Source organism: Haloimpatiens massiliensis (assembly GCF_900184255.1).
GTDB lineage: Bacteria > Bacillota > Clostridia > Clostridiales > Clostridiaceae > Haloimpatiens > Haloimpatiens massiliensis.
Map to the genome: position 1 here is coordinate 1,931,427 of NZ_LT854640.1, position 13,035 is coordinate 1,944,461.

General features: G+C 30.4%; 15 protein-coding genes and 2 pseudogenes. All 17 read right to left on the reverse strand.

Annotation, left to right across the window (positions count from 1 at the left end; genetic code table 11):
- Positions 1 to 581: 581 nt before the first annotated feature.
- Positions 582 to 1,943 (reverse strand): adenosylmethionine--8-amino-7-oxononanoate transaminase, encoded by a 1,362-nt coding sequence (bioA, locus tag C1715_RS17310; protein ID WP_102401598.1) that lies wholly within the window; start codon positions 1,941 to 1,943, stop codon positions 582 to 584.
- Between the two features lie 61 nt (positions 1,944 to 2,004).
- Positions 2,005 to 2,736 carry a dethiobiotin synthase gene (gene bioD / locus C1715_RS17315; RefSeq protein ID WP_102401599.1) on the reverse strand — a complete coding sequence of 244 codons (732 nt, stop codon included), beginning with the start codon at positions 2,734 to 2,736 and terminating at the stop codon, positions 2,005 to 2,007.
- Positions 2,733 to 3,698 (reverse strand): biotin synthase BioB, encoded by a 966-nt coding sequence (gene bioB, locus C1715_RS17320; protein WP_102401600.1) that lies wholly within the window; start codon positions 3,696 to 3,698, stop codon positions 2,733 to 2,735. Before bioB ends, bioD begins: the two co-directional genes overlap by 4 nt.
- A gap of 96 nt (positions 3,699 to 3,794) precedes the next feature.
- Entirely contained in the window at positions 3,795 to 4,367 is a 573-nt protein-coding gene (locus tag C1715_RS17325; RefSeq protein WP_102401601.1) for a biotin transporter BioY, read from the reverse strand.
- Positions 4,368 to 4,532: 165 nt separating this feature from the next.
- Positions 4,533 to 5,180, reverse strand: a complete 648-nt coding sequence (gene uppS, locus C1715_RS17330; protein WP_102401602.1) for a polyprenyl diphosphate synthase — start codon at positions 5,178 to 5,180, stop codon at positions 4,533 to 4,535.
- 492 nt (positions 5,181 to 5,672) lie between these two features.
- Entirely contained in the window at positions 5,673 to 6,029 is a 357-nt protein-coding gene (locus C1715_RS17335; protein ID WP_102401603.1) for a hypothetical protein, read from the reverse strand.
- A gap of 44 nt (positions 6,030 to 6,073) precedes the next feature.
- Positions 6,074 to 6,505, reverse strand: coding sequence for a hypothetical protein (locus C1715_RS17340; protein WP_102401604.1), 432 nt, complete (start codon positions 6,503 to 6,505; stop codon positions 6,074 to 6,076).
- Between the two features lie 79 nt (positions 6,506 to 6,584).
- On the reverse strand, positions 6,585 to 6,764 hold the full coding sequence (locus C1715_RS19890) for a hypothetical protein (protein WP_242971989.1): 180 nt from the start codon (positions 6,762 to 6,764) through the stop codon (positions 6,585 to 6,587).
- Between the two features lie 27 nt (positions 6,765 to 6,791).
- Positions 6,792 to 6,971: pseudogene (locus C1715_RS19895) on the reverse strand (RHS repeat-associated core domain-containing protein); the annotation flags it as partial.
- Between the two features lie 183 nt (positions 6,972 to 7,154).
- On the reverse strand, positions 7,155 to 7,583 hold the full coding sequence (locus C1715_RS17350) for a hypothetical protein (RefSeq protein ID WP_102401605.1): 429 nt from the start codon (positions 7,581 to 7,583) through the stop codon (positions 7,155 to 7,157).
- Between the two features lie 6 nt (positions 7,584 to 7,589).
- A pseudogene (locus tag C1715_RS17355) lies at positions 7,590 to 8,372 on the reverse strand (RHS repeat-associated core domain-containing protein); the annotation flags it as partial.
- Between the two features lie 184 nt (positions 8,373 to 8,556).
- Positions 8,557 to 8,856: a hypothetical protein gene (locus C1715_RS17360; RefSeq protein ID WP_180964127.1), complete on the reverse strand. Its 300-nt coding sequence runs from the start codon at positions 8,854 to 8,856 to the stop codon at positions 8,557 to 8,559.
- A 143-nt stretch (positions 8,857 to 8,999) separates the two neighbouring features.
- On the reverse strand, positions 9,000 to 9,641 hold the full coding sequence (locus C1715_RS17365) for a hypothetical protein (protein ID WP_102401607.1): 642 nt from the start codon (positions 9,639 to 9,641) through the stop codon (positions 9,000 to 9,002).
- Between the two features lie 294 nt (positions 9,642 to 9,935).
- A complete protein-coding gene (locus C1715_RS17370) occupies positions 9,936 to 10,316 on the reverse strand; it encodes a hypothetical protein (protein WP_102401608.1) in 381 nt (126 codons plus the stop codon).
- 70 nt (positions 10,317 to 10,386) lie between these two features.
- Positions 10,387 to 11,445 (reverse strand): RHS repeat domain-containing protein, encoded by a 1,059-nt coding sequence (locus tag C1715_RS17375; RefSeq protein ID WP_479724092.1) that lies wholly within the window; start codon positions 11,443 to 11,445, stop codon positions 10,387 to 10,389.
- Positions 11,446 to 11,649: 204 nt separating this feature from the next.
- Positions 11,650 to 12,285, reverse strand: coding sequence for a hypothetical protein (locus C1715_RS17380; RefSeq protein ID WP_102401610.1), 636 nt, complete (start codon positions 12,283 to 12,285; stop codon positions 11,650 to 11,652).
- A 317-nt stretch (positions 12,286 to 12,602) separates the two neighbouring features.
- Positions 12,603 to 13,031, reverse strand: a complete 429-nt coding sequence (locus C1715_RS17385) for a hypothetical protein (RefSeq protein ID WP_102401611.1) — start codon at positions 13,029 to 13,031, stop codon at positions 12,603 to 12,605.
- Between the last annotated feature and the right edge of the window lie 4 nt (positions 13,032 to 13,035).

Below are 13,035 nucleotides of genomic sequence, written 5' to 3' on the forward strand. Positions count from 1 at the left end.
AAATATTTAATTGAATAAAAAATATATAGATACAATAATTTGATAATAAAAACTATAATTACGCTATTATATCGAATAATTATAGCTTTTTCTTTTAAGCCTTTAAAATCTTTTATTGGCGGCAGCCAGTCTAAATATTAAAGCTAAGATTTAGACAAGCCAATGCATTATAGCAAAATATTATTAATAACCGGGATTTAAGTCCTAAACGAAAGGCTACGCCTAAAAAGATTATGGGAGCCTTTTTATTTGTTTTATAAATTAAAGATTTTCTGTAACGTAGAGGAGGAAAATCATCCTTTAGCAGGCTCCTCCTCTCAAACCATATACATATTAAACTAAAAATCTGATTTTAATGTAGTAATAAATGTAGAATTGGGGACTATTGAACTAGCCTTAGAACTTCTTATGTCTCACAGTTAAAGACCCGTTAAGAAGCTTTCATGTTTGAACGAGGAACGAGTGAGTTTGAAAGCTTTAGGGTCTTTAACTGTGAGACATTTAGAAGTTCTTGGCGTATTGTGAACAGTCCCAAATTATACATTTATTACGGAATTAAAATCAGATTTTTCTTCAATTTATTATGTCACAATATATTCTTTTAGTGTAAAAATTTCACTTATGCTCTCATAGGCTAAATCAACCATTTCCTCTACTTCTTCATCAGTTATAATATATGGAGGTAAGAAATAAAGTACATTTCCTATAGGGCGAAGTAATAAACCTTTATCCAAGGCAATTTTATATATTTGGTATCCCACCCTGTCCTGCCATGGAAATGTTTCCTTTGTTTCTTTGTTTTTAACCAATTCAATGGCAGTTATCATGCCTAGGCTTCTTATGTCTCCGACGTTTGGTAAGTTTCTCATTTTTTCTATGGTCAAATCTCTTATTAGCTTTCCCTTACTAATGTTCTTCTCTAGAATATTTTCTTCATTGAATATATTTAAATTTTCACAAGCTATAGCACAGGCCATGGCATTTCCTGCATAAGTATGGCTGTGAATAAAAGTCTTAAGTTCTTTGTATTCTCCTAAAAAAGCATTATATATTTCATCACTAGTCATTACTACAGACATAGGCATGTATCCTGAGGATATACCTTTAGATAAACACATTAAATCTGGACTTATGCCTGCATGTTCGCAAGCGAACATTTTTCCTGTTCTTCCAAATCCCACAGCGATTTCATCTGCTATAATATGGATATTATTTTCATCACAGGCCTTTCTAAGCTTCTTTAAATAAATAGGTGAGTACATTTTCATACCTGCAGCGCCTTGAACCATTGGCTCTATTATTATGGCACAAAGTTCGTCTTTATGTTCCTTTATGGCTTTTTCCATAGAATCAAAGCATTCTGCACTGCAATTTTCCCTGCATTTATTAAATTTGCACCTATAGCAGTCTGGTCCTTCTACCCGCAATGTGTCTAATAAAAGTGGCTTATATATTCTGCTGTATAAATCTAAATCTCCCACAGAAAGTGCTCCTAAAGTTTCTCCATGATAAGCATCAGTAATAGCTGCAAATCTCACTTTCTTGTTATTGCCCTTTTGCTGATGATATTGAAAACTCATCTTTAAAGCTATTTCCACCGCTGAGGAACCATTGTCGGAAAAATAAACCTTCTTAAGTCTTTCTGGAGTTATCTTTACTAGCTTTTCTGACAATTCAATGGCTGGCTTATTTGAAAAATTAGCAAATATAACATGCTCAATTTCCTCTATTTGCTTTTTTATAGCTCCATTTATTCTTTCATTACTATGTCCAAAAAGGTTTGTCCACCATGAAGAAATGCAATCCATATATTTCTTTCCACGAATATCATATAAGTAAATTCCCTTCCCTTTTTCTATAACTATAGGGGGCAGCTCTTCATAATCTTTCATTTGGGAACAGGGGTGCCATATATATTTTAAATCCTTATCCTCTAAATTCATTTTCAACCTCTCCTTACAATACATCGCTACTTAGTTGTCATTACTTCTTATTTTGCAAAATTTAAAATTCATCCATAGTATTGAAAATTTCTTTTGCTTCTAGACTTCTATCTGCCTCTTCCTTTAAATTACCATAATGAAGCTTATCCACGCTCACATTTTCAAGCTTATTCACTACTGCCAATATAGGCAAATTTGTGGACTTTTTTATAATGTTAAGATTATCTCTCTGCATAAAATTATCTTCATAACCATTTACTATTATGCCTTTAATTTTTATATCTAAACTTCTCAAATATCCCACTGTAAGTATTGTGTGATTTATGGTACCAAGTGCTGCTTTACATACTAAAACTACACTCATACCTAATTCCTTAATAAGCTGATGTAAATAATAAATTCCTTTTTCATCCTCCATAATAGGACAAGCAACTCCTCCGCTGCCCTCAGCAACTATATATGGGTATTTTTCCTTTAGATCATTTAATTTCTCTTTTATCTTTTCTATACTTATAGGTTTTTTCTCCATTTTACTAGCTAAATGGGGTGATACCGCATTTTCGTATACATAAGGTGTTATACTTCTATATTCCTCTTTAAAATCTGAAACTTTACAAACAAATCTAGTATCCCCTGGAACTAATTTTTCTCCTTCCCTCAAAGCTCCACTTAGAGCTGGCTTAAAATAAGCTGCATTGTACCCCGCTTTTCTTAAAACATACATAATTGCTGCTGAAATTACTGTTTTACCTACATCTGTGTCTGTTCCCACTATATAAATTCCTTTGCTCATCTCTCAAAATCAAACCCTTTCTTTATCAGCATATGTATATCTTGAGAAATGTTATTTCCAGATGTGGTAAGATAGTTTCCTGTAATAGTTGCATTGGCTCCTACTTCAAAAGCCTTTTCTGCAAAATTATTTAAAAAGCATCTGCCCCCACCTAGTCTTATATATGCATCCTTATTTATAAGCCTAAATATAGCTATAGTTTTTAGTATTTCCTCTTCTGAAAGTCTTTGAGATTTTTCTAAAGGTGTGCCTTTAATGGGATTCAATATATTTATAGGTATAGATTTTATATTAAGCTTTTTAAGCTGGAAGGCCATACTTATTCTATCTTCCAAATTCTCTCCCATGCCTATAATTCCACCAGAACAAACTTCTAAACCTGCCTTTTGAGCTAATTTTATAGTAGAAATTCTATCCTCATAACTGTGGGTTGTACATATACTACCAAAATATCTTTTACTTGTTTCTACATTATGGTGGTATCTACACACCCCTGCTTCTTTGAGCTTCTTTAATTGCTCATAGGATAATATTCCCAAGGAAGCACATAATTTTAATTTACTATTTTTTTTAGTTTCCGCATAAATATGTAGTATTTCTTCAAACTCCTTACCATTAAGCCCCTTCCCGCTAGTCACCAAAGAAAATCTATGAACCCCTTCTTCCTCATTGTTTTTTGCTAATTTTAAAACTTCCTGTTTATTTACCAAGCCATGAGTTTCTATATTTGTATTATAATGAGCTGATTGTGCACAATACTTACAATCCTCTGAACACTTTCCACATTTAGCATTCATTATGGTACATAAATCAATGCTATTTCCCATAAAACTCTTTCTTATTTCATTTGCTACATTAAAAAGCTCTTGGACTTCCACATTTTTGTAAATTTCTAAAATCTCTTCAAAGGTTAGTTCATTACCATTTATAATTTTATCCTTCATTTCTTTAATAAAACCCATTGAATTCAGTTCTCCTTTTACTTAAATTTGCCTTATGACTCCACCACCATAAATTTTAATTTACAATTTTGCTATGGCTGATGAACTTTTAATATATTAAACTAGTGACATTCCAGTTTTCTTCATTATATTAACTATTCTTACACTTAAAAAAGCAGTAATTATACTTAAAACTATATCTCCTGCAGAACAAACTATGCATCCATAAAATAAAGCCCAATAAAAACTTTTACCTATTCCCAAATATAAATTGTAAATTAAGTAAAGATATATAACTCCAAATAAATAAACAAAAAATAACCCAGAAAGTATAATCATCGAAATTTTTCCCAAGGACAGGTGTTGTTTTTTAGCATAAATACGCTCCACTAACTTTCCTATAACATATGCTCCAACTATAAATCCTATTAAATACCCAAAGGTAGGCTTTAATATATAACCAGGTCCTCCCCCTTCAGTAAATACTGGCACTCCCATGAGCCCCACCACTACATATAAAATTTGTGATAAAGCTCCCAGTTTTGAACCTAGTAATATTCCAGCTAGTGCGCAGAATAAAAATTGCAATGTGAAAGGGACAAATGGAATAGGAATTCTTATATATGCTCCCACCGCCGTTAGCGCTGCAAATATCCCTACAAATACAATATTTTTAGTTCTAAAATTCATAATACCCTCCTTATTGTAAACTCTTAATAAATATTAAGTTTACAATAAAATTATACCAATTTATTTCTTACTGTCAATATGTATATATAACAAAATTTATTTTAAAATTTGTGAACTCAAAAAACTAGAGCATTTCTTTTAAACGAATAACCCTAGCTTTATACATTAACCACCTAAAGTAACATCCTGATGTTCATACCATTTTAATGCATCATAAAACTGTTCTTTATTAAAATCTGGCCATAAATCATCTATAACATAAAAATCAGCATATACAGATTGTACGGGTAAAAATCCACTTAATCTGCGTCTTCCACCCCAGCGTACGATTAAATCTATTCTAGATATATCTGAAGAATGTATATGTTTCTGCATTTTACTGCTATCTCCTTCTTTGCACCCTTTACATATATCCCATTCCCATCCATAGTTCACCAAAAAATTTATCTTTATACCGCCTTTTCCAAACTTAGTTCTTTTGGTAAATGGCTTTAATTCTTCTGGAAACAACTTAGATTCTGTATCACCTACAATCAATAACTCTCCATCTTTCTCAGCCAAACCCATTACTGAATCCACACATGCTTTTCTAAATTCTTTTGTTTGTTCGCTGGGCCTTTTTGTATTATCTTTAGTAAATCCATAAAAAGTTATTTCTTCTATCCATAACTCCAAGCACATTTCATAAAGCTGAAAGCCCGGCTCTATACCAAATCTATATCCATCTTTTTTATCAAGTCCCCTAGCTTGAGCCCATCTTCTATTTCCATCTGGAATTATACCTATATGCTTAGGCACTCTTTTAAATTCCATATTAACCTCCTAAAGTAAATACTATTGCAGGTAAATTTATTGTCATATTACTACAAAGTTTATGTATTGTTTAATATATCCTACTTTAAGCATTTTTAAACAAAAATGTAGTACTTTTTCTAAACACTTAGGCTTTTCTGACCACACTTACATATCAGCTTGTTTTATTTATAAACAAAAATAAACGTCAACAATTACTAAAATCTGCTGACGTTTTGCTATTCATACAATAATTTTTTATTTTTCCTAAATATCTAACTCTAACTTATAGTTTATTTATATTCTTTACTTCTAACGTTTTTCCTTACCTTTAAGTTAAATCTACATCTATATATAAGTCTACATTCATCCTAAAAATCATTTTTAATTTAATAAAAAAAGCCCTTATTGGGCTAGAATTTTAAACTCTAAAATGTATATGTATAAGTAGCCTAAAGTAATTAACTTCAGGCTACTTCCAGATAACTTAACACTTTTCTACTACTTTAAAAATTATTTATCTTTTTTTAATTTTGGTATAATTTTTATTAATATTGGATACATAATAAACACTAGTAATATACCTATACCCATTATATGTGTATTATCTAAGTACATTCCTGTTAACCCTATAACTAAAGGTATGCTTACCACCATTGACACTAGAGCCCAGAAATATTGTCGTGTTATAAACAACCATATAATTGAACAAAATACAATACCTGCAGCTACAGTTCCAACTATATTATGACCATCCAAACCAAAATAATTTGTTAATATTCTACTAGCAATACGTCCTACAATCATTCCACTCATACATATCCAAAATATATTAGATTTTATAGCATCCTTCATCTTATCATCTCCCATAATATTCATCCTTTTATACAAAAATCCTTTAGAAATTTATGGCGTTATTTAAATATAACTATTACTGTACAGAATAAAGCTAAGATGATACTATATACCAAGAAAAATAAGCTTTGTTTATATTTATTTATATCTCCCTTTCTTCTCCATGAAATAACACCAGTACATGCCAAACAAGGAAATGTCCATCCTATTGTAAATAATGCTATTTTAATAAAAGCATTATCAAATTTAAATGCAGAATTATAATAATTAATAAATGTTACAATTGTTACAACAAATAGTACAGCCATTCTCAAAATCTCTTCCCAATACTTCCTTTGATATATAAAGACACCTATATTAACTGCAAAATAAACCCCTAGTACTAATGGTACAAATATTTGTATTTTCTCCGGAAAATTCTTATAAAATACAAATATAACAACTGATATTAACGTAACTATAAAACTATTATTCTTAATATTAAATTTCATCTTTCTCTCCTACTAATCCCAAAATCTATCTCCGTTTATAATATTCTTAGCTTCTCTACTACTGCTATTGCGACAGCTGCTACAAATCCCATACCAGTGGTATTAGTACTGTTGCAGTAACAGTTGAAACAACTTTATCCATGCCTCCATTTATCGTATTTATTGCAACCATCTTTCCTACATTCTTTAAATTTTCTACTACAGGTTTTGATGTTGTGGATACATTACCAATATAGGAACCGCCACCTTCATAATCCAATGCGCAACGTAAGTAACCACTTGGATCATTAAAATTTACAAAATTATTATTACAATATGCAAAAATATTGTGTGAGAGTAATTCTCCCGTTTCACCTATAATCCCATCTGCATTGATAAATCTACCCCATTCTGGATTATAGTACCTATTTTGAAGATAGTATAGTCCTGTCTCACTGTCATACCTATATCCTCTATACCTATAAGGATTTTTCTCTCCTACTGTATCCTTTAAACTTCCCTAAGTTTATTCCTTTATATGTAATTCTACATTCATCCTAAAAATCATTTTTAATTTAATAAAAAAAGCCCTTCTTGAGCTAAATTTTAAACTCTATATTTATATTAATAAGTAACCTAAAGTAATTACCTTCAGGCTACTTACAAATACCTAGCTATCTAAAAAATCATCTAATCTTCTGTCTATAGATATATTAGGATTATTTTCAGTCTTTTCAAGTATCGTTTTTACTAGTTCCTTTTGTCCTTTTATATCTCTACCTATAACCATATCATTCTCTCCAAATAAACCATAATCAACTCTTATTGCTGCAAAAACACCTTCGCCTGTTATATATACTCTACATATATCTTTCCATAAAATCTCATGCTTTTTTATTCCTGAATTATAAATAATCCTTGCATCCTCTACTTTATAATACTTAAATATTGCAAATACATACATAACTAACATAAAAATTCCATTACACGCTCCTAATATTTTCCACATAATATCATCAATGCTATTAATAAAATATATAAAACCAATTATAATAAAAAAACAAACAATCAATGAAGTTTTTTTAGTTCTATAAATCATAATTAACTACTCCATTCCAAATTTTTTATATATTCTTTCTTGCATACTGCCTATTTTTTCACCTATATAATAATCTATAGCAAGTGCACCTCCAATACCTGCAATCATTGTTCCTACAGTCCCACCAGCCATACCAGCTGCAAGAATGGGTCCTGAAATAGTTGCTCCAACTGCACAACCTGCCACTATTCCACCTACTTGAACCCCTGTCTTTAGTGCCCTTTTCCATAAAGGCATTTTTACAGATGGATCCCATGTTTTACTTATATCAAATCCACTTGTTATTACTGTAAACCATTTTGATAGTTTTTTAGCCTTTTGTGCATAGGGATACATCTTTTGAACTATGCTCGTCTTAGGATAAAAGTGTATAGCGTTACTTTTATCTATATATCCTACAGATTTTCTAGAAATATTCTCAACTACTCCTATGGACGTTCCATAAGCAGCTGACATTTTACTAGAAACTGAAGGATAATGCTTTTCAACTCTTCCGCTTGCTCTAAAAACTCTATTGGCTCTAGTTCTATTCATCACCGCATAAGACGCTGCCCTCATTGCCTCTGTCTCTTCACCTAAAGTATATACCGGTCTGAATCCACTATAGTCACTCATATTTGCCCAGTTATTCTTGCTGTAAGCAAACAAATTATGTCCTAGTAATTCTCCCGTTTCACCTATAATCCCATCTGCATTGATAAATCTACCCCATTCTGGATTATAGTACCTATTTTGAAGATAGTATAGTCCTGTCTCACTGTCATACCTATATCCTCTATACCTATAAGGATTTTTCTCTCCTACTGTATCCTTTAAACTTCCCTAAGTTTATTCCTTTATATGTAATTCTACATCCATTCTAAAAATCATTTTTAATTCAATAAAAAAAGCCCTTATTAGGCTAAAATTACAAACTCTATAATTATATTAATAAGTAGCCTAAAGTAATTACCTTCAGGCTACTTGCAAAAACTTAACTATTTAAAAAATCATCAAGTCTTATGTCTATAGAGACATCTGGATTATTCTCGGTGTTATGGAGTATTGTTTTTACTAATTGTTTATACCCTTTTATTTCTGTATTTATAATCATATCATTCTCGCCAAACATACCATAATCAATTCTTATTGCTTTAAAAAATCCTGTACCAAATACATATACTCTACATATATCTTTCCACAAAACTTCATCTTTTTTTAATCCAAGTCTATAAACATGTATAATTTTTGTTTCGTCTACCTTATAATATTCAAACACTGCAAATATATACATAATTGATGCCCAAACACCAAAGACTAAACAGAATATTCTCCACCCAAATTCATTAATATTATAAGAAAAATATAGAAAACCAATTAAGACAAAAAAGTAAATGATCGCCGCTGTCTTTTTACTTTTATAAATCATAAAATCACCTATTCCATTCCAAATTTCTTGTACAAAAAGTTTTGTGTGGCACCAATAGCTTTACCTGCCAAATAATCTATACCAGTTGAACCTACTATAGCTCCAGCTACTTTATATCCTCCCGCTAACATACCCTTCGCAAGAAGCGGTCCTGAAAGATGTGCTCCCACATAAGCGCATGCCACTATTCCACCCACTTGAAGTCCTGTTTTAAGTACTCTTTTCCATGTGGGCATTTTTACTGATGGATCCCATGTACTATTTATATCAAGAGCAGTTGTTATTACTGTAAAAGCCTTAGATAGTTTGTTTGCTGCTCTTGCATAGGGTTGTATTTTTTGAGCTATACTAGTCTTAGGAATAATAGAAACTATAGTACTATTTTTATCTACATATCCTCTTACTGTTTTGGAAATGTTTTTAGCTATACCTGTAGCTGTTCCAGAAATAGTTGCTCCAAGATTAGGAACTGAAGGATGAAAACTATTTGCTCTTCCACTTGCTCTAAAAACTCTATTGGCTCTAGTTCTATTCATCACCGCATAAGACGCTGCCCTCATTGCCTCTGTCTCTTCACCTAAAGTATATACTGGTCTAAATCCACTGTAGTCACTCATATTTGCCCAGTTATTCTTGCTATAAGCAAACAAATTATGTCCTAGTAATTCTCCTGTTTCACCTATAATCCCATCTGCATTGATATTTCTCCTTTTAAAAAACCTAGGGATATACCACCTTTTTTATATTGGTAAAAATATTATGTTTAGTAAATTAATAAATTGAGCAGGACATTTGTTACATATTGTAAACTATTCCCATAAAATTATTTGGTTAACTTTTAGGAAGCTTACCAGTGAGGTAATGCTTTACACAATATGCTACGCATGTTCCACAAAATTTCGAGATAAACCTATATTTTTCTTTAACTACATGGTGCTTTTTTATCATTTTTTAAATTTATGTTTCGCATTATATTGGTAAATTCCTTTAGCAATTGACACTGCTAATAAACTAAGAAATAGAACAGCAATTAAAACTATAAATATTGTTTTATATTGCTTTGAAATTTTAGGAAAATCCTTATCTACAATTAGGAATACTATAACTATACTAAAAAGTATTATCGCTATTATGGTCTCGACTATTAAATAAATATGTTCTTTTTTACCACACTTATATTTTAAAGCTATTACCAAAGCTACTATCATGCATACTATAATTATAGCTATGGTTACTGGAAACGGTATGTTTTCTATGCCTATAGCTCTTATAATAGCAATGAACATGAATACCAATATTATTGCTAATGTACTATCCTGCTTCATAATTCTTTTCTCCTTACATCTTTAATTATTTTCTTACTATTGTTTAAATATTGTAGTTCTATCATTAAAATCATTCTTTTTTCCATATTGCATTTTTTAATGCCTCTGCAGCTAAACCTGCTGCAAACCCAAGTCCCATTGTCCATCCTACAGGATTGGATACTCCAAAAGCAATTACTCCTGCTGAAACTAGAACATCTATAGCACTCCTACCAAAAGCTTCTGAATTACTATAACCACTGTGATAATTATCCCATATTGCTACCCCCGTCAAAGCTACACCAATTGCTCCAATCTTTTCAATCCCACCTATTCCTCTTGCAACAGATGCTCCTTTTACTGGAACTATAAACTCCCTACCAGCTCTTCTTAGAGCCCTATTAGTTATAATTGGTATTGCCTTAGGTATTTTAGATAAAATTGAGCTAGCTCCTCCTTCTATTCCAGTAATTATTACATTTCTAATTGTACCTGTAACTTGATTTCTTTTAGGTATTATACTTGATTTTTCTCTTTTATTCCTAATAGTTCTATTTATAACTGCTCTATTCATCACCGCATAAGACGCTGCCCTCATTGCCTCTGTCTCTTCACCTAAAGTATATACCGGTCTGAATCCACTATAGTCACTCATATTTGCCCAGTTATTCTTGCTGTAAGCAAACAAATTATGTCCTAATAATTCTCCCGTTTCACCTATAATCCCATCTGCATTGATAAATCTACCCCATTCTGGATTATAGTACCTATTTTGCAGATAATACATTCCTGTCTCACTGTCGTACCTATATCCTCTATACCTATAAGGATTCTTCTCTCCTACTGTATCCTTTAAACTTCCTTCTATAGAGATAAGTTTTCCCCAGGAATCATAGGTGTAAGATACAACCTTTTCCCCTTGAGCATTTATTAATCCTATAATGTCACCCTGAGCATTTCTTACATAATAGTATTCTGCTCCGTTTAGGTTCATACTTATAAGTTTGCCTGAACTGTCGTAAGTGTAGTGTATTTTGTGTTTTCCATTATCTTCATAGGTTACACTGCCGCCTACTAGGTGATATTTTGTTGTGACACCATTTACTGTTTTTTCTGTTCTTATGCCTTGATCATTGTATTTGAATTTTATATCCTGTAGCCACCTTTATATTGAATAAAAAAAATCAATAAGTAGTTGTTAAATACCTATTGATTTTTTATTATAATTAATATCTGCCTTTACAATCAATATTTTATCATTTGCTATATAATTATATAATTCTGTTAATTCAATAAATCTAAGCAATAAAAGAATTTTTATTTATAAAATTGTAGCTTATAACTTATTTATATCCTAAATTCTCTTTTTTATAGTATATAAATAATTAGCAATAGCAGTAATATTCACTACAATCCCTATAATTGCTACAGTTACTCCTCCTATACCTGCTAATATTAAATCAAATTTTTGACTTAAAAAATTAACTGGATTTATATCAATTGCTTTTGATATACTAATAATTATTCCAGACATAATCAAAGCAATTGCAATGTCACATTTAACATACCCATCATGTTTGCCGTTTTGGATAGCCAATATATATTTACTATCTTTCATTATAATTCTTCTAAAAAATATAACAAATTCTATAATAAAAAAATTTAACAATAGTAATATTCTTGAATATACACTCTCAGGTTTTAAATAATTTATTGATAATAAATATAAGGATAATATAGTAAAATTACCTATAAGTGATCCGCCTAAATAGATAACTTGTAATAGCTTATTATCATTCATTCCTAATATTATACTAATTATAGAACATATTATAGTTATTATTAATACAAACTTTCCAATGCTACTATATACTTTTTTATCTGCGATTATAGCATAATTTAGTATCATATTTAAAACTAAAATGCCAATTATAATAAAAAGCATAAATTTTCTTAACTCCCTAATGTTCTCATCGTACTTTATACTCAAACCAAGTACCTCCATCTATATTTTTCAATTTTTAGTATAATACTTATTCTTGAATTTACATAATTATAAAATTTCGTGGTGACGTCATTTACTGTTTTTATTCCTATCTCTTGGTGATTATATTTAAATTTTATAATTATCAAAATACTTTAATTTATTCCTTTATATGTAATTATACATTCATCCTAAAAATCCCTTTTAATTTAATAAAAAAAGCCCTTATTGGGCTAAAATTTTAAACTCTATAATTCATATTAATTTAAGTAGCCTAAAGTAATTACCCTTAGGCTACTCACAAATACCTAGCTATCTAAAAACTAGCTATCTAAAAAATCATCTAATCTTCTGTCTATAGATATATTAGGGTTGTTTTCGGTCTTTTCAAGTATTGTTTTTACCAGGTCTTTCTGTCCTTTTATTTCTTTATTTATAATCATGTCATTCTCTCCAAACACACCGTAATCAGCTCTTATTGCTTCAAGAACGCCTGTTCCCGTAATATATACTCTACATATATCTTTCCATGGGATTTCATGCTTTTTTATTCCTGAATTATAAATAATCCTTGTATCTTCTATTTTATAGTACTTAAATAGCATTGATATATAAATACTTAATGCATACAACCAAAAACATATCCCATATATTTTCCATGCTATACCATTCATATTGTAAATAAAATATAAGAAACCAATTAGAATAAAAAAACAAACAATTAATGAAGACTTCTTAGTTCTATATACCATAATT